The organism is Streptococcus mitis, assembly GCF_902159415.1.
Lineage (GTDB): Bacteria > Bacillota > Bacilli > Lactobacillales > Streptococcaceae > Streptococcus > Streptococcus mitis_BG.
The window spans coordinates 216901-233071 of record NZ_CABGJU010000001.1 but is presented as its reverse complement, the minus strand read 5'-3'; the positions used below and the strand labels follow the sequence as shown (position 1 = coordinate 233071).

Sequence of the window (16171 nt, the reverse complement as noted above, 5' to 3'; positions counted from 1 at the left end):
TCCAACGGCTTTTTGACTGTGATTTCTTAAATGCAAATTCCCCTTACGGCAAATCATTCCCTGTTGCTAGGTAAATCTCATACCATTCTTTTCGAGTCAGGTTGACATGACTAGCTTGGCTTGCCTCTATTAAATGCTGAGGATTGGTTGTCCCTATCACTGCTTGCATCTTGGCTGGGTAACGTAAGACCCAAGCGATAGCGATGGCTGATGGGCTGACTCCATATTTTATCGCTAAGCGATTTAGGACTTGATTTAGTTGTTGGAACTTCTCATTGCCAACAAAATTACCCTTAAAGTAGCCAAACTGTAAGACTGACCAGGCCTGAATCACCATGTCGTTTAATTTACAGTATTCAAAGATGCTTCCATCACGCAATGCCGCCTTGTTCCCTTCCATATTGACATGAAAACCTGATTCAAATCCTGGCGTGAAAGCTGCGCTTAGCTGTAATTGATTGATAGATAAAGGTTGTTTGACCTCTTTCTTCAGTAATTCTATCATCATAGGATTTTGATTGGACACACCGAAGTCTCGAACTTTACCTGATTTGTGAAGAATTTCAAAGGCTTGAGCCACTTGATCAGCTTCCATCAAAGCATCTGGACGATGGAGAAGCAAGCTATCTAAATAATCAACCTGCAATCTTTTTAAAATTCCATCTACTGATTCTAGAATATATTCTTTTGAAAAATCAAAATAGGTAAATTCTTCGATGCGAATGCCACATTTGGACTGAATCCAAATCTTTTCTCGCAGGTCAGGACGATCGTTTAACACCTGACCTAGTAATTCTTCGCAACGACCTCCACCATAGATATCTGCCAAGTCAAAGGTATTGATTCCGACAGAGAGAGCTGTTTCAACCAGCTCATCAACTTCTTTGACCGACTTGTCACTGATTCGCATCATGCCTAGAACGATTTCGGACAATTCTCTTTTCTCTTGACCAAGTGGAATGTATTTCATGGCAATTTCCTCCGTTTTTTTCATTATAAAGTAGAATGCCACTTTTATCAACTTTTATCAAACGAAAAAGAACCAGTTCAAACTGGTCCTTTTTATTTTAGCCAATCACACTTCCGTTTGGTACAGCTTGATCAACTGTGAGAAGAGTTAATTTGCCATCATGTTCAGCTGAGAGGATCATCCCTTGGCTGACATATTTTTTCATCATTTTACGTGGTTTGAGGTTGGCAACGATTTGGACTTTCTTGCCGACCAATTCTTGTTCATTTGGATAGTATTTTGCAATTCCTGAGAGAATTTGACGATCTTCACCATCACCAGCATCGAGGCGGAATTGAAGCAACTTGTCAGAACCTTCTACTTTGGAAACTTCCTTGACTTCTGCGACACGGATTTCAACCTTGTCAAAGTCTTCAAACTTGATTTCTTCCTTGTTTAGTTTGAGTTCGACTTCATCTGGATTCCATTCTTTTTCAACGGCTGGTTTATTACCTTCCATTTGTTCCTTGATATAGGCGATTTCTTCTTCCATATCCAGACGTGGGAAGATTGGAGTTCCTTTGGCAACTACCGTTACACCTGCAGGGAAATCAGCCAAACTCAAATTTTCAAGGCTAGAAACTTCTGCTAGACCAAGTTGAGTCAATACTGCACGGCTGGTTTCCATCATAAATGGTTCAATCAAGTGAGCAACGACACGAAGGCTAGCTGCCAAGTGACTCATAACACTTGCCAATTGGTCACGAAGAGCTTCATCCTTAGCCAAGACCCATGGAGCTGTCTCATCGATGTATTTATTGGTACGTGAAATCAGAGTCCAAACCGCTTCAAGCGCACGTGGGTAGTCAACTGCATCCATGTAGGTGTGGTAATCAGCGATTGATTGCTCTGCTACTTGAGCAAGAGCATTATCAAACTCTGTTACACCCTCTACATAAGCAGGGATTTGCCCATCAAAATACTTGTTAATCATAGAAACCGTACGGTTGAGGAGGTTTCCAAGATCATTGGCTAGTTCATAGTTGATACGACCTACATAGTCTTCAGGAGTGAAGGTTCCATCAGAACCAACTGGAAGGCTACGCATGAGGTAGTAACGAAGTGGATCAAGTCCATAACGCTCTACCAACATTTCAGGATAGACCACGTTCCCTTTAGATTTAGACATCTTGCCATCTTTCATGACGAACCAACCATGAGCAATCAGACGATCTGGCAACTTGATATCGAGCATCATGAGTAAGATTGGCCAGTAGATGGAATGGAAACGAAGAATATCCTTTCCAACCATGTGGAAGACTGTTCCGTTCCAAAACTTATCAAAGTTAGCATGTTCGTCTTGACCATAACCAAGGGCTGTCGCATAGTTGAGAAGGGCATCAATCCATACATAGACAACGTGTTTTGGATTTGAAGGGACAGGTACACCCCAGGTAAAGGTTGTACGAGAAACTGCTAAGTCTTCCAAACCAGGTTCAATGAAGTTACGAAGCATTTCATTGAGACGACCATCAGGAGTGATGAAGTCAGGATGTGATTTGAAAAATTCGACCAAGCGGTCTTGGTATTTGCTGAGGCGAAGGAAATAAGACTCTTCTGAAACCCACTCCACTTCGTGACCTGATGGAGCGATACCACCCGTCACATTTCCATCTTCGTCACGGAAAACTTCTGCAAGCTGGCTTTCTGTAAAGAATTCCTCATCGGATACTGAGTACCAGCCAGAATATTCACCTAGATAGATGTCATCTTGAGCTAGCAAGCGTTCAAAGACTTGAGCCACTACTTTTTCATGGTAGTCATCAGTTGTACGGATAAATTTATCGTAAGAGATATCTAGTAATTGCCAGAGTTCTTTGACTCCAACCGCCATACCGTCGACATAAGCTTGAGGTGTGATGCCAGCTTCTTCTGCTTTTTGTTGAATCTTTTGACCATGCTCATCAAGACCAGTCAGATAAAAGACATCGTAGCCCATCAGGCGTTTGTAACGTGCTAGGACATCACAGGCGATAGTTGTGTAGGCAGAACCGATATGAAGTTTACCAGATGGATAGTAAATCGGTGTTGTAATATAAAAATTCTTTTCAGACATAATATTTCCTTTCCAGGCTAATGAAACCTGTTTTTCTAACACTTCATTATATCATATTTTGATGATTTTCGATAAGGAAATCCATACAAAAACAAGACAGACTTGTGTCCATCTTGTTTTCCTGTTGATTATCTTATTCATAGCGAAGGGCTTCGATTGGATCTAGCTTAGAAGCTTTATTGGCTGGTAGAACACCGAATATCATACCGATACCTGCTGAGACCGCTAAACTAAAGAGAGCGATTGGGATGGATACGCCAACCTCGATTCCTGCAATCAAGTTTTGAAGAAGAACTCCTGCAAGCATGGTCACCCCTGCAGCCAGCACAAGACCAATGAATCCTCCTAACAAGGTTAAAATCATGGATTCAATCAAGAACTGAACTAGGATATTAGCCCGAGTTGCTCCTAGTGCTTTCCGTAAACCAATCTCACGGGTACGCTCTGTCACCGAAACAAGCATAATGTTCATAACACCCGTACCACCAACAAAGAGGGAAATCCCCGCAATGGCACTAATAATCGTTGTTATGAAGCCGAACATTTGTTGCACTTCGTTGAAGGCTTCCGTTGCATCAGCTATCTGATACTCCCCTTGTTGGAGACCTGCAATCTCCGTCATTCTTCTTGCCAATTCTGGACCTAAAGTCTGAGTCAAGCTCGTATCGTTAACACGAAAGACAATATTTGAAATCTCGTCTGTGTTAAAATTAGCTGCCAAGGAAATATTGGTCGTGATTGGCATTCCTCCAATCCCAAAAGTTTTAGCAGCCTTAGCTTCTTTACTTGCATAAACACCAATAACACGGTAACTGATTTCATTTACTTCAACAATTTGGTTGAGGGCTTCTTTTGCTGAACCAAAAAGGCTATTAGCAAGTTCTTCATCTAAAATGATCACGTTTGCAAAATCCTTATAATCCTGCGCTCTAAGACTTCGACCTGCAATGATTTTATTTTCGACCGCATCCATATAAGTGACATTCCCACCCGTCATGTTAGCGTGTTCGACCTTTTTATCCTTGTAGGTCAAGGTCACATTCATCGAGTTAGTTACGTAGTAGCTATCCACTCCCTTGAGCTTAGCTGCTTCCTTAACCCAAGCTTCTTGAGGTTTTGGTGGTTCAACAATAACATCTTCCTCTTTACCAGACAGAGTTAGAGCAGATTGCTTCTGGGTAAAGGATCCGTCCTTACTCTTTGTAGGTGAGAAAAAGACATGAATGTCTTTCTGAGACTTGGTCATGTTTTTATTGACCTGACGAGACATGGAATCTCCCAAAGCCATGATAACAACAACAGAGGAAACACCGATGATAATACCGATCATGGTCAAGAAGGAGCGCATCTTGTGAGCCATGATAGATGAAAAGGCAAATTTCAGATTCTGCATCTTAGTTTTCCTCCTTTTCTACTTGGACACTATCAGACGAAATGATACCGTCACGAATGACAATTTGTCTTTTGGCGTAAGCAGCAATTTCAGGTTCATGCGTAACCATGATGATGGTTTTTCCTTCTTTGTTTAATTCAACTAAGAGTTGCATGATTTGATTTCCTGTTTTAGTATCCAGGGCTCCTGTAGGTTCATCTGCCAGAATAATAGAAGGATTGTTAACGAGAGCACGCGCTATGGCTACTCTCTGCTTCTGACCACCTGATAATTCCGATGGTAAGTGATGGCTTCTGTCAGTTAATTCTACTTTTTCTAGATATTCCTTAGCTAGTTTACGCCGTTTTGAAGCAGAAACCCCCGCATAAATCAAAGGCAATTCCACATTTTGCAATGCATCCATCTTAGATAAGAGAAAAAACTGTTGAAAAACAAATCCAATCTCTTGATTTCGAACTTTAGCTAACTGTTTTTCACCCAAACCAGCGACTTCTTTTTCTTCTAAGTAGTACTCACCGCTTGTAGGGGTATCCAACATTCCAATAATATTCATGAGAGTAGACTTACCAGAACCAGACGGTCCCATGATTGCTACGAATTCACCTTCATGAACTTCTAAATTAATATTCTTCAGAACCTGTAATTCTTGATCTCCATTACGATAGCTACGGCAAATATTTTTGAGGCTAATTAGCTGTTTCATCAGTCTTCACCTCTTTTCCTTCTTCTAAGGAAGCTGTCGGATTACTGATGACTTTTGCTCCATCTGTCAAACCAGATGTGATTTCTTGGTTTTCTGCGTCCGCATTACCCAATCCAACTTCAACTTTTTTAGCTTTCTTATTCTCGTCAAGAATCCATACAAAGTTCTTTTCATCTTCCATGACCACACTAGTAATTGGAACAATCAAGGCCTTGCTACTATTCTTAACTTCAATGCTTACAGTAAATCCTTGTTTCAAATCTCCAACTTCACTTGTAACATCAATAGTGAAAGGATATTTAGATCCTGAATTAGATGCATTTAAGCTAGAACTTGATTCACTGTTATTTTTTGGATAGTTTGAGATATAAGAAATCTTACCAGTCCAAGTCTTATCAGGATAAACCTTAGTAGTAAATGTAACTTCTTGACCGACTGAAAGGTTAGCAAGATTATACTCAGATAGTTCTCCTTTAACCTGTAAATTATCATTACTTACAATATGAACCAGAACTTGACTATTTCCAGTTGGAGATTTTGAAACATTTCTGTTTACCTCAACGACCGTTCCTTCAACTGTGCTTAATACCGTCGTTGCATTCAACTGAGCTAATGCTTTTTCTTGTTGAGCTACTGCATCTGCACGAGTATCACGAGCATCACTAATTTGAGAATCAATAGAAGAAACTGATGAACCAGAAGTTTGAGCTTGAGCTCCATCTACACTACCTTCGAGTCCTGCTTGAGGAATAGCTGGCGTTGCCTCTGCACTATTGCGCGCTTGGTATAATTCATTGATATGACGGTCAGCCTTAGCAATGGCGCGAGTAGCAGCATCATAAGCAGCCTGCGCTTCAGAACTGCTATACTTTACTAAAGCTTGCCCTTCACTAACCTGATCTCCAACCGAAACCAAGACCTCATCTAGTTCACCCTTGCTGCCATCAAAATAGACGTATTGCTCATTCTGAGCAGTTACACTACCAGATAAGAGAACTGATGATGCAACTGTCCCTTCTTTTGCAATGACAATATGACTTGGTTCATCACTAGCTACTGTCTCACCCGGTTGTCTAAACAGTAGGATAGCTCCTGCTCCTAGTACAAGGGCTGTCGCAACGCCAATAGCTGTATATAAAGGCCATTTTTTAGATTGTGACTTCTTTTTCATTTCAATACCTCTTTTATAAACATATATTAAGATTATAGCACAAGACCTAAAAATGGACAATTGCTTTCTAACTATCCAAAACTATTCGCTGAATCTTTTATTGTTGTATTAGTTATATAATACACCTTCTTTTTTATTTTTGCAAGCATTTTCTTAAAAATTTTAAGCGTAGCAGATTTTTGCATTGGCCTCCAAAAAAAGATAGAATATGACTAGAAAACAAGTAAAGGAGCTTTCTATGAGAGAATATGATATTATCGCCATCGGTGGAGGTAGCGGGGGCATTGCTACCATGAACCGTGCTGGTGAACATGGTGCTAAAGCTGCAGTTATTGAAGAAAACAAACTAGGAGGAACCTGCGTTAATATGGGTTGTGTACCTAAAAAAATCATGTGGTATGGAGCCCAAATCGCAGAAAGTATCCACAAATATGGACCTGACTATGGTTTTACAAGTACTGGGAACAAATTTGATTATGCAACTCTTCGTAAGAATCGTGAAGCCTATATTGACCGTGCTCGTTCTTCTTATGATGGAAGCTTCAAGCGTAACGGAGTTGATTTGATTGAAGGACGTGCCGAGTTCGTTGATGCTCATACTATCAGAGTTAACGGTGAGTTGATCCACGCTAAGCATATTGTGATTGCGACTGGAGCTCATCCTCATATCCCTTCTATTCCTGGTGCTGAACTAGGTGGTAGCTCAGATGATGTCTTCGCCTGGGAAGAGTTGCCTGAATCAGTAGCTATTCTGGGTGCTGGTTACATTGCTGTCGAATTAGCTGGTGTACTCCATACACTTGGTGTTCAGACAGATTTATTTGTCCGTCGTGAACGTCCACTACGTGGATTTGATAGCTATATCGTTGAGAGTCTAGTTCAAGAAATGGAAAATACAGGACTAAACCTCCACACACATAAGGTTCCTGTTAAACTTGAAGAAACTGAACAAGGTATTACCATTCATTTCGAAGATGGCAGCACTCATACTGCCAGTCAAGTTATCTGGGCAACTGGTCGCCGTCCAAATGTTGAAGGACTTCAACTCGAAAAAGCTGGTGTCACCCTCAATGAACGCGGCTTTATCCAGGTTGATGAATACCAAAATACTGTCGTTGAAGGTATCTACGCTCTTGGAGATGTCACAGGTGAAAAGGAACTAACTCCTGTTGCTATCAAGGCTGGTCGTACCCTATCCGAAAGACTTTTCAACGGTAAAACCAATGCTAAAATGGACTACACGACTATTCCAACTGTGGTTTTCTCACACCCAGCAATCGGAACAGTCGGTCTGACTGAGGAAGAAGCTATCAAAGAGTACGGCCAAGAAAACGTCAAAGTTTATACTTCAAAATTTGCTTCTATGTATTCTGCAGTTACTAGTCATCGCCAAGAGGCTCGTTTTAAACTCGTTACAGCTGGTGTAGACGAAAAGGTAGTTGGCCTTCATGGAATCGGCTACGGAGTTGACGAAATGATTCAAGGTTTTGCAGTTGCTATCAAGATGGGAGCTACAAAAGCTGACTTTGATGCTACTGTCGCTATCCATCCAACAGGTTCAGAAGAATTTGTTACTATGCGTTAATCAATTAAAAGAGACCATTTAGGTCTTTTTTATTGATTTCAAATCGGCCGTCACAAAAAGAGTTAACTATTTCAAAATTAACAGTTGACTTTATCTAACAAGATTATATAATAGTTACTATAAATAAAAAAAGAGGTTAACTATTTTGAAAAAAGCACATATCTATGCCATTCCTGCTATAGGAGCTGCTCTTATTGCAGTATTAGCCCAGATTAGTATTCCCATTGGTCCTGTTCCTTTCACTCTGCAGAACTTTGCTATTGGACTGATAGCTACTGTTTTTAGACCTAGAGAAGCCGTCCTCTCTGTTGGACTATATCTATTACTTGGCGCCATTGGTCTTCCTGTTTTCGCTAGCGGAGGAGCTGGTTTTCATGTTTTGGTAGGCCCAAGTGCTGGTTATCTTTGGTTCGACCTTGTCTATGCTGGACTTGCTTCCTATCTCATTCACACAAATAGTGGCGTCTTACGTATTTTCTTTGCGAATCTCTTGGGTGATTCTCTTGTCTTTGTAGGTGGTATTCTCAGTCTCCACTTCCTAGCTGGGATGCCTTTTGATAAAGCATTGGCTGTCGGTGTCATTCCATTTATCATCCCTGATCTTGCTAAAATTGTAGCAATTAGCTTTATCAGCCGACCACTACTTCAACGTCTCCGTACTCAACCCTATTTTTCAAGCAAATAAAAAAGAGGCCGGGATTTTCCCTGCCTTTTTTCGGTTCTTCTTAAATGAATGCTTATTGGTTCTTAAAGGCATCCACCATCACTTGAAACTCTTCGTTTGAAAGTGTAATTCCTTTTCCCATCTTTGTGTGATCGGGGCTCCAACTACGAATATCAAACTTTGCTGGTGCTCCATTAAAACTAACACGATTGATTTCTTTAGTCCATCCTTTTTCATTTTCAGATAGGGTAAGTAAGTGTTCTTCAATTTCAAAAGTAAATTCAGCCATGTTTTTCTCCTTTTTTGTATTCTACTGATTATTCGTAAAATCTTGTAGATTTTCTATAATTTTTATATAATAATGATAGATTAGAAAGGAGGCTCTTATGAAACTTTTATTCAAAAAAACGCTAGAAAAAGTCCAAAGCTTCCTTTATGGACAAGATGAGCCTACCCCAATCCAAAATAATTCATTAGCTACTACTATTCAGCAAGCCATTCAGAAAAAAACAGCTGTTCATATTATTTTTTCTGAGACTAGCTTTACTGGAGATATCATAAAATACGATACTGAGCGCCAGCAACTGATTGTTAAAAATTTTGCAAAAAATATTACTCGTATTATCCGAATATCCGATATTCGAAGGGTTAGTTTTGTCCCTTCAACCGTTCAAACTGCACAAAAAAACAGATTTAAGAAAGAGTGAGATGTTTCTATCATCTCACTCTTTTAGCTTAGCGAATTTGTTCAAAATGTAAGTGAACAGCTATGTGATCACCATAGCCACTTCTCTCCAAGTCACGTTGCAGACGGTAAGAGATATAGTGTTCAGCAATAGTGATGTAGCCTGCACCTAGTAAGCGGTGCTCAACCATTGACTGGATCATGCTGATAGTTGCACGTTCCACTTTTGCTTCTTCAAGATCCAACACAACTTTCTTAGTGACTTGGGCGAGATTTTGGCGTAAATCATCTGTCAAGACATAAACTGTCTGTGCAGCTTTCAGAATAGCCTGATAGATTTTATCTGGGTTAAAGTCTGCGACTTGTCCATCACGTTTAATTACTTGCATAAGTTTCTCCTTTTAATCGTTTTTTTCTTTAATTTCAGCCAACATTTTTTCTTCTTCTGCTGTCAATTCATAATTTTCCAGCAAATCTGGCCTACGTTGGTAAGTTTTCTTAAGACTTTCATAGAGTCGCCATTGTCGAATCTTCTCATGGTGACCACTCATAAGTACCTCTGGAACCACCATACCACGATAGTCATAAGGCCGTGTATACTGAGGATATTCGAGTAGGCCTGATGAAAAACTATCATCTTGATGACTAGATTCTTTACCAATCACCTCTGGTATCAAGCGAACTGTAGCATCAATCATGGTCATTGCTGCAAGCTCTCCTCCAGTTAGTACATAATCTCCAAGAGATATTTCATCTGTAATTAAGGTCTTAATACGCTCATCATAGCCCTCATAGTGCCCACAGATAAAGATGAGTTCCTCTTCTTGAGCCAAATCTTCAGCATAGGCTTGGTCAAACTGTTTCCCAGCTGGGTCTAGGAGAATCACGCGCGGATTATTCTTTTCAATCGCATCAAAGGCATCAAAGATTGGTTGTGCTCGAAGTAGCATACCTTGGCCACCACCATATGGTTCGTCATCCACATGACGAGCTTTTTCTGCATAGTCTCGAAAATTATGGTATTGAATATCTAAAAGTCCCTTTTCACGAGCTTTCCCAACAATCGAATGCTCTAGCGGTGAAAACATTTCAGGAAAGAGGGTTAAAATATCAATCTTCATCGTCTAACCCTTCTAAGAGTTCTACATCGACACGGTTATTAGGAATATCAACATTGAGAATAACTGGCGGAATATAAGGTAAGAGAAGGTCTCGTTTACCTTTACGTTTAACCACCCAAACATCATTAGCTCCTGGTTGAAGGATTTCCTTAATGGTGCCGATTAGCTGATCGTTTTCATATACCTCTAATCCAATAATCTCATGGTAGTAAAACTCACCTTCATCAAGATCATTGAGATTAGCTTCAGCAACTTTTAAACTATGTCCTTTATATTTTTCAATATCATTGATGTGATACATATCCTTGAACTTGACAATATCAAAGTTCTTTTGCTTACGGTGGCTAGCAATAACCACTGTTCGAACAAACTGATCCTTTTCATCAAACAAGGCTAACTCTGCGCCTTTTTTAAAGCGTTCTTCAGAAAAATCTGTCACGGACAAGACTCGCATTTCACCCTGCAAGCCTTGCGTATTGACGATTTTCCCAACGTTAAAGTAGTTCATCTTGTCTCCTGTACTCTCCTTCTTTCCATCTTATTCTGACAATTCTCGAATAATAGTCGTAATTTTTTCTGATTCTGACCATTGTAAATAGTGGTGATTCCCTCCCAAAATGAGTTTAGTATTGGAAGTCCAATATTCTGAGTCTCTGTACTCTTTTTCTCTATAAGCCTGACAAAAAATAAATACAGGGACATGAGCTTCTATAGATACATTCTCAAAATCTTCCTCAGTAATCTCTCCAGATATTCGAAATTTTGTATCTTGATTTTCCAACTCTGAGCCTTTTTCTTGCATTATTTTCCAGATTTCTTTATTAGTTTCAGGACTAAATGTTGCTTGAGTTAAGTTCTTAAAATAAAGTTCAGGACCACACTCGTCAATCAACCTCATCTGCTCTTCCATTTCTGGATAGGGATTTTCTGAAAAATCAGAAAACATTACTTTTTTAGTTGTTGGTTCAATTGCTAGTAAAGCCTTACACTTAATTGATTTGTTGAGCAATTTGCAAGCTAAAATTCCACTCAAACTATGTACACAAAGTATATATTCAGAAATCGCCAATTCTTCAAGTACTTCATAAACCGCGTCTACAAGATTATCCAGTTTTTTTCCAGCTTGGTCATGAATCGGACTCCTGCCTGTGTTTGGAAAATCAATTGTCAAATAACCAATTGTGGGAGGAAGTTTTTCAAGTATAAGTGAAAAATTTTCATAACTTGGTAGCAAACCTGCGCCATTTAAACAGACAAGCACTTTCTTTTGCTTTTTATAAGTAACAGAGAGACTACCAATTTTTGTAGTTACTTCAAACCGTTTCATAAAGAAATCCACTCATTCTATAACAATGATTTATTAAAAACCCTTATCCTTTATTTTATCACGTTCCAGGGATTTTCACAAGTTGGATAGGTTCTATCTTACAAGGCTACTACTTCTTCAAAAAAATCACCAACTATCTGATTAAACTCTTTAGGGTGGTCATTCATCGGTTGGTGTTTACTATCTGAAATCGTTACTTGACGCGCATTGGGATTTAGAGCAATGATACCATCATAGATTATTTTTAGGTGTTTGGGAAAATCATTTTCGCCTCTTACTAATAGCATGGGAGGATTTCCTTTATATCCTTCTATCTCATGGACTGCCAAGAAACCTGTGATTCCAAGGTTCAAAAAAACATCTCGCCCAGTTTCTAGAATGGCAGTTTTGACTAGTTCTCTTGTGATAGGATTATCACTACACATTTTTGAGTTCTTATCAGCAATCACCTTCCAAGGAATCGTTTTATACATAAGAGAACTATATTTGATTCGACCTCTTTCTTTATCTGATAGGTAACGATGCTGTCCCCAACTATCTACCATGACTAAGGCTAGGACTCTTTCTGGATGGCGATAGGTGTACTCTTGAAGTGGATTTCCTCCCCAAGAATGACCAACCAATATCACCTTATCCAACTGGAAATAGGACAAAATAGCATCTACATCTTGAACAGCGCCTTCCAAGTCAGGTAAACCAACTTTCATAGGTGATTCACCCTGTCCTCGAACATTGACAAAGTAGAGGTCAAATCCATCAAAAGCATCATACTGGTGGGCCCACATCTGACTACGGCCACAAGCTCCATGATAGAAAATAATGTGGCCTTTACTTCCGTTTCCAGGACGATGATAAACAACCAAATCACAATCTAATACTGGTATAATGTGGCGTACCAAAGTCTCGGGTTCTCTGTTATAAAAAGCAATAGCTTCAGCAATATCATTTGGCTTCATTTCTATACTCTCTCCTCTTTATCCTAATATCATTCTTTTTATCTATTTTATCATGCTATATTAAAATCATCGTTTTCCAGACCTAATTTTATTAAAAATTTTGAATTTTCTGCATCATTTAGATAAAGAAAAAGACTGCTAAGCAATCTTTACTTTTTTCTCATCAGATTCATGCCTAAAATTCCAGCAATAATCATGGATGCACCAAGCAAGTGATAACTATAAATTGGCTCCTGCAGAATTACCGCTCCTGCTACAATGGTTAAAACAGTTCCTAGATTTCCAAAAACACTAACTGTTGATGCTCCTAGTCTAACAATAGCATAAATAGATAAAGCCGCTGTTACGATTGAGGCTAGAATTCCTAAATAGAGGATAGAAAAGATATAGCCAACATGACCAAGGGGTTCAAAATATCCCATTAGATTGCTACTTGCGATGTAAGAAAAGAGACTTAAGCAATTAAAAACAATAAAGCCGACTAGAATCACAACTACAGTCAGGTCCATAACCTTGTACTGGCCTCCCTTGTACTTGCTAAGGATATTATTAATGGCATTTGAGAAAACAGATCCAAGCATCAAGACATAGCCAAAGATACCTGCCCCTGCATCGAAATTAGCACCCTTACTGAGGAAAATATAAACAACACCTGCTACTGAAAGAAAAAGAAAAAACTTTTGAACCATCGTGGTTTTTTCCTTTAAGAATATTGAGGCCAAAACGAGAGTAATGATGGGCACCAGGGCTTGCAAAATTCCAGCTTCGGAGGATGAGATATACTGGAGAGCAAAAGATTGAAACATAAAAAAGAGGAGGGGATAAAAGAGACTCATTGGTAAGATTGATAAAATATCCTCTTTTGTAAGTTTTACCTGTATCACCTTGGTTTGTTGAAGAATGAATAAGACTAGAGCTGCCACAGTATAACGATGGGCTAAGTTTGTCAAAGGACTAGCAAATCCTAAGGCAACCTTGGTAAATAGAAAAGAAAACCCAATAATAGTTGAAAAAGATACGGCTGCCAAATAGGCTTTTGTTTTTTCGTTCATAATTTATAACTCCTTTTGCATCTAGATATCATCAAGTAAAAATGTATCAGATTCAGAACTGGTATTTAATGATGACTGCTTTCGTTAGTCTCATCAAGATACTGTTCTAGATTTCGGTCATGATTGTATTTAACAGATGCTTTCTTGTCTTTCTCAAAAATTGTCTTCGTTAAATCAATATTATTTATAGCTGCAATCGCAACTGTATAGTGAATAATATCAGCTAGTTCGATTGCTAATTCAATATTTGAGTCTTGAACCCCTGCTTTTCGCCCAGAACGTCCATTCAAAACTTCAGCTACTTCTCCGACCTCTTCAACTAATTTTATAAAAAGACCTTCCTCTGTTCGTGATTTCTTGTAATGTTCTAACAAATAGGCCTCTAATTGTCTAATAGTTACATCTTTCATGCTATTCTCCTTGCAAAAAAAGCGAGACCTAAGTCCCGCTCTTTTTATTTTTCATCAATAACGATTCTTACTTTTTTGTCTTCAGTTGGGACAGAGTAGACAATCGTTCTTATCGCTGAGATAGTGCGACCTTTACGTCCAATCACACGACCTACATCACTCTGGTCAAGATTCAAATGGTATTCCATAAACTCTGGAGTGTCTTGAATTTTGATAGTTAAGGCATCTGGTTGTGAAATCAAAGGTTTCACAATTGCAATAATGAGATTTTCAATCGTATCCATCTGTCAACCTACTTTAAACTTATTTTGAGAATTTAGAATCGTGGAATTTCTTTAATACGCCTTCTTTTGAAAGGATGTTGCGAACTGTATCTGAAGGTTGAGCTCCATCAGCCAACCATGCAAGAATACGGTCTTCTTTCAAAGTCACTTGGTTTTCTTCAACAAGTGGGTTGTAAGTTCCAACTGTTTCGATGAAACGTCCATCACGTGGTGAACGTGAATCTGCTACGTTAATACGGTAGAAAGGTTTTTTCTTAGAACCCATACGAGTCAAACGGATTTTTACTGCCATTTTTAATATCTCTTTTCTTTTATTTTTTATTTCGGTGAAATAGCTAAGCTATTTAGCACATGTTCTATTATAACAGATTTTCGAGAGGTGTCAAGAAAAAAACTTGACAGACTTTAAAATTTTTAGAAATTTATTAGACTAATAGGGATAAATTAGAAAGAGAAACTTTATGAATACTACTTTTGATACTATCTATAAAGACTACCCTGTCAAGTCCTATATCTCTCCAAATCGTAATGTCCAAGCTTGGCTCCTAAATCCCAAGCACGTTCCCAAATGAAACAAGGACTTATTAACAAAACTATCCAAACCAAATCCGATGCATTGCTTCAAACAATTTTTTAGTTGTTTGACTAGCGAGGTCTTTAATTAAAAAATTTTTTCAAATAATTACCACATTGACACATAAATTCTTGCTTTCTAAATTTAAATGTGATATATTTATAACATAAATCTAAGTGTGATATATTTATAACACAAAAAGGAGTCTATCATGAAAAAAAGTCAAAAAATGCGTGGCCTCATTGCAATGATTGCCGTAGCTCTCTTTATTGATTTTATTGTTTTATTTGGTTCTAATCTTAGTTTGGGACCCAAGTTAGTTATTACTGGTATTTCAGTGCAAGGTCAAATTATAGCTATTTGGAGCTGGCTACGTATGAAACCACGGCCTCATAAGATTCAGAAAGATAAGGAGAAGACTATTTTTGACTTGTCTGCTAAGCTTTACACGGTACTTGTGTTGGCAGCAAGCATTTTTTATACAGTAGGGTTTTTGGTTGCAACCCCTAGCGAAAGCTCTGGTATTAGAGAATGGATTTTGGGAATTGGCCTCGTTATTGAAGTGAGTGTATTTGGTTTTTTCTGTTTTAAAAATGTCAAGGAAACTCCGGACGAACGCTTTTATGCTAATTTAGCCAAGGCAGCTAGCTTGATGTTTGTTTTTATACTAGGCGCACTGATGATCCTAGCAGTTATCATTGGGTATATGGGGTCTCTCACTCTTTACATGGGCCAGATCTTTATTAGCATAGCTGCCTTGATTCTCATCTTTGCGGTTGTCTATCTTATCTTAGAACGGAGAGGATAAGCATGGCAAAAGAAAGCAAGATTATTACTAATCTCAAATCTGTTCGTGAGTCCACAGGCATGACCCAGCAGGAGTTAGCCGACCTCATCGGCATGCGACGCGAGACAATTCTGCACTTGGAAAATAACCGTTACAATCCTTCGCTGGAAATGGCTCTTAAAATTGCTCAAGTTTTTAATCTGAAAGTAGAAGACCTCTTTGAACTCAGACAGAAAGAGGAAGCATAACTCTTTTCGAGACCTAGCATTAAGTTCATTGATTAATGTTGAAGATTTTCAAGATGATGATGAAATCCCAACTATTATCTAAGCCAGTTCTGTAAACTACTAATATTTGAAATCCTTTGTCAATTAAGGTACAATAGTATAAATGA

20 protein-coding genes are annotated in these 16171 nt (G+C 38.7%); 5 read left to right on the top strand and 15 right to left on the bottom strand.

What is annotated here, in order from left to right; all coding sequences use genetic code 11:
• Positions 1-43 precede the first annotated feature (43 nt).
• From FN031_RS01155 to FN031_RS01135, 5 genes are all read right to left on the bottom strand, one after another.
• Positions 44-970: an aldo/keto reductase gene (locus FN031_RS01155; protein WP_142556888.1), complete on the bottom strand. Its 927-nt coding sequence runs from the start codon at positions 968-970 to the stop codon at positions 44-46.
• A 97-nt stretch (positions 971-1067) separates the two neighbouring features.
• A complete protein-coding gene (gene metG, locus FN031_RS01150; RefSeq protein ID WP_142556886.1) occupies positions 1068-3065 on the bottom strand; it encodes a methionine--tRNA ligase in 1998 nt (665 codons plus the stop codon).
• 133 nt (positions 3066-3198) lie between these two features.
• Positions 3199-4458 carry an ABC transporter permease gene (locus tag FN031_RS01145; RefSeq protein WP_142556884.1) on the bottom strand — a complete coding sequence of 420 codons (1260 nt, stop codon included), beginning with the start codon at positions 4456-4458 and terminating at the stop codon, positions 3199-3201.
• 1 nt (position 4459) lies between these two features.
• Positions 4460-5161, bottom strand: coding sequence for an ABC transporter ATP-binding protein (locus tag FN031_RS01140; protein ID WP_142556882.1), 702 nt, complete (start codon positions 5159-5161; stop codon positions 4460-4462).
• On the bottom strand, positions 5145-6332 hold the full coding sequence (locus FN031_RS01135; RefSeq protein WP_142556879.1) for an efflux RND transporter periplasmic adaptor subunit: 1188 nt from the start codon (positions 6330-6332) through the stop codon (positions 5145-5147). The genes FN031_RS01140 and FN031_RS01135 overlap by 17 nt, the downstream gene beginning before the upstream one ends.
• 238 nt (positions 6333-6570) lie before the next feature.
• On the opposite strand from FN031_RS01135, the gene gor reads away from it, so the two are divergent.
• Positions 6571-7917 carry a glutathione-disulfide reductase gene (gene gor / locus FN031_RS01130; protein ID WP_142556877.1) on the top strand — a complete coding sequence of 449 codons (1347 nt, stop codon included), beginning with the start codon at positions 6571-6573 and terminating at the stop codon, positions 7915-7917.
• A 145-nt stretch (positions 7918-8062) separates the two neighbouring features.
• A complete protein-coding gene (locus FN031_RS01125; RefSeq protein WP_075567818.1) occupies positions 8063-8602 on the top strand; it encodes a biotin transporter BioY in 540 nt (179 codons plus the stop codon).
• Positions 8603-8654: 52 nt separating this feature from the next.
• Here the strand turns inward: FN031_RS01125 and FN031_RS01120 are convergent, their stop codons facing one another.
• Positions 8655-8870, bottom strand: a complete 216-nt coding sequence (locus FN031_RS01120; RefSeq protein WP_006145796.1) for a YdbC family protein — start codon at positions 8868-8870, stop codon at positions 8655-8657.
• 97 nt (positions 8871-8967) lie between these two features.
• On the opposite strand from FN031_RS01120, the gene FN031_RS01115 reads away from it, so the two are divergent.
• Positions 8968-9288, top strand: coding sequence for a hypothetical protein (locus FN031_RS01115; RefSeq protein WP_075567823.1), 321 nt, complete (start codon positions 8968-8970; stop codon positions 9286-9288).
• Positions 9289-9316: 28 nt separating this feature from the next.
• Here the strand turns inward: FN031_RS01115 and FN031_RS01110 are convergent, their stop codons facing one another.
• From FN031_RS01110 to rpsP, 9 genes are all read right to left on the bottom strand, one after another.
• On the bottom strand, positions 9317-9655 hold the full coding sequence (locus FN031_RS01110; protein ID WP_075567824.1) for an ATP cone domain-containing protein: 339 nt from the start codon (positions 9653-9655) through the stop codon (positions 9317-9319).
• Positions 9656-9667: 12 nt separating this feature from the next.
• The gene (trmD, locus tag FN031_RS01105; RefSeq protein ID WP_142556876.1) at positions 9668-10387 is read right to left on the bottom strand and encodes a tRNA (guanosine(37)-N1)-methyltransferase TrmD; all 720 of its coding nucleotides are present in this window, start codon (positions 10385-10387) and stop codon (positions 9668-9670) included.
• Positions 10377-10895 carry a ribosome maturation factor RimM gene (gene rimM, locus FN031_RS01100; protein ID WP_142556874.1) on the bottom strand — a complete coding sequence of 173 codons (519 nt, stop codon included), beginning with the start codon at positions 10893-10895 and terminating at the stop codon, positions 10377-10379. The genes trmD and rimM overlap by 11 nt, the downstream gene beginning before the upstream one ends.
• A 30-nt stretch (positions 10896-10925) precedes the next feature.
• Positions 10926-11714 (bottom strand): alpha/beta hydrolase, encoded by a 789-nt coding sequence (locus tag FN031_RS01095; protein ID WP_142556872.1) that lies wholly within the window; start codon positions 11712-11714, stop codon positions 10926-10928.
• A gap of 98 nt (positions 11715-11812) precedes the next feature.
• Positions 11813-12670: an alpha/beta fold hydrolase gene (locus FN031_RS01090; RefSeq protein ID WP_142556870.1), complete on the bottom strand. Its 858-nt coding sequence runs from the start codon at positions 12668-12670 to the stop codon at positions 11813-11815.
• Positions 12671-12819: 149 nt separating this feature from the next.
• On the bottom strand, positions 12820-13722 hold the full coding sequence (locus FN031_RS01085) for a DMT family transporter (RefSeq protein WP_142556868.1): 903 nt from the start codon (positions 13720-13722) through the stop codon (positions 12820-12822).
• Positions 13723-13787: 65 nt separating this feature from the next.
• Positions 13788-14132 (bottom strand): MazG nucleotide pyrophosphohydrolase domain-containing protein, encoded by a 345-nt coding sequence (locus FN031_RS01080; protein WP_142556867.1) that lies wholly within the window; start codon positions 14130-14132, stop codon positions 13788-13790.
• Between the two features lie 44 nt (positions 14133-14176).
• Positions 14177-14416 carry an RNA-binding protein KphA gene (gene kphA / locus FN031_RS01075; protein ID WP_075567830.1) on the bottom strand — a complete coding sequence of 80 codons (240 nt, stop codon included), beginning with the start codon at positions 14414-14416 and terminating at the stop codon, positions 14177-14179.
• A 19-nt stretch (positions 14417-14435) separates the two neighbouring features.
• Positions 14436-14708 (bottom strand): 30S ribosomal protein S16, encoded by a 273-nt coding sequence (rpsP, locus tag FN031_RS01070; protein WP_004253064.1) that lies wholly within the window; start codon positions 14706-14708, stop codon positions 14436-14438.
• A 493-nt stretch (positions 14709-15201) separates the two neighbouring features.
• Here rpsP and FN031_RS01065 point away from each other — a divergent pair, with 493 nt between their 5' ends.
• Both FN031_RS01065 and FN031_RS01060 read left to right on the top strand, forming a co-directional pair.
• Complete coding sequence (locus FN031_RS01065; RefSeq protein ID WP_142556865.1) at positions 15202-15798, top strand: DUF3796 domain-containing protein; 597 nt, start codon at positions 15202-15204, stop codon at positions 15796-15798.
• Positions 15799-15800: 2 nt separating this feature from the next.
• The gene (locus tag FN031_RS01060) at positions 15801-16025 is read left to right on the top strand and encodes a helix-turn-helix transcriptional regulator (RefSeq protein ID WP_001041097.1); all 225 of its coding nucleotides are present in this window, start codon (positions 15801-15803) and stop codon (positions 16023-16025) included.
• Positions 16026-16171: the final 146 nt, after the last annotated feature.

Excerpts from the sequence above, each read along its gene's own strand:
- FN031_RS01115 (WP_075567823.1), top strand. The coding sequence starts at position 8,968 with ATGAAACTTTTATTCAAAAAAACGCTAGAAAAAGTCCAAAGCTTCCTT.
- FN031_RS01140 (WP_142556882.1), bottom strand. The coding sequence starts at position 5,161 with ATGAAACAGCTAATTAGCCTCAAAAATATTTGCCGTAGCTATCGTAAT.
- rpsP (WP_004253064.1), bottom strand. The coding sequence starts at position 14,708 with ATGGCAGTAAAAATCCGTTTGACTCGTATGGGTTCTAAGAAAAAACCT.
- FN031_RS01080 (WP_142556867.1), bottom strand. The coding sequence starts at position 14,132 with ATGAAAGATGTAACTATTAGACAATTAGAGGCCTATTTGTTAGAACAT.
- FN031_RS01155 (WP_142556888.1), bottom strand. The coding sequence starts at position 970 with ATGAAATACATTCCACTTGGTCAAGAGAAAAGAGAATTGTCCGAAATC.
- kphA (WP_075567830.1), bottom strand. The coding sequence starts at position 14,416 with ATGGATACGATTGAAAATCTCATTATTGCAATTGTGAAACCTTTGATT.
- FN031_RS01085 (WP_142556868.1), bottom strand. The coding sequence starts at position 13,722 with ATGAACGAAAAAACAAAAGCCTATTTGGCAGCCGTATCTTTTTCAACT.
- FN031_RS01090 (WP_142556870.1), bottom strand. The coding sequence starts at position 12,670 with ATGAAGCCAAATGATATTGCTGAAGCTATTGCTTTTTATAACAGAGAA.
- FN031_RS01145 (WP_142556884.1), bottom strand. The coding sequence starts at position 4,458 with ATGCAGAATCTGAAATTTGCCTTTTCATCTATCATGGCTCACAAGATG.
- trmD (WP_142556876.1), bottom strand. The coding sequence starts at position 10,387 with ATGAAGATTGATATTTTAACCCTCTTTCCTGAAATGTTTTCACCGCTA.
- metG (WP_142556886.1), bottom strand. The coding sequence starts at position 3,065 with ATGTCTGAAAAGAATTTTTATATTACAACACCGATTTACTATCCATCT.
- FN031_RS01110 (WP_075567824.1), bottom strand. The coding sequence starts at position 9,655 with ATGCAAGTAATTAAACGTGATGGACAAGTCGCAGACTTTAACCCAGAT.
- FN031_RS01065 (WP_142556865.1), top strand. The coding sequence starts at position 15,202 with ATGAAAAAAAGTCAAAAAATGCGTGGCCTCATTGCAATGATTGCCGTA.
- FN031_RS01135 (WP_142556879.1), bottom strand. The coding sequence starts at position 6,332 with ATGAAAAAGAAGTCACAATCTAAAAAATGGCCTTTATATACAGCTATT.
- gor (WP_142556877.1), top strand. The coding sequence starts at position 6,571 with ATGAGAGAATATGATATTATCGCCATCGGTGGAGGTAGCGGGGGCATT.
- FN031_RS01095 (WP_142556872.1), bottom strand. The coding sequence starts at position 11,714 with ATGAAACGGTTTGAAGTAACTACAAAAATTGGTAGTCTCTCTGTTACT.
- FN031_RS01060 (WP_001041097.1), top strand. The coding sequence starts at position 15,801 with ATGGCAAAAGAAAGCAAGATTATTACTAATCTCAAATCTGTTCGTGAG.
- rimM (WP_142556874.1), bottom strand. The coding sequence starts at position 10,895 with ATGAACTACTTTAACGTTGGGAAAATCGTCAATACGCAAGGCTTGCAG.
- FN031_RS01120 (WP_006145796.1), bottom strand. The coding sequence starts at position 8,870 with ATGGCTGAATTTACTTTTGAAATTGAAGAACACTTACTTACCCTATCT.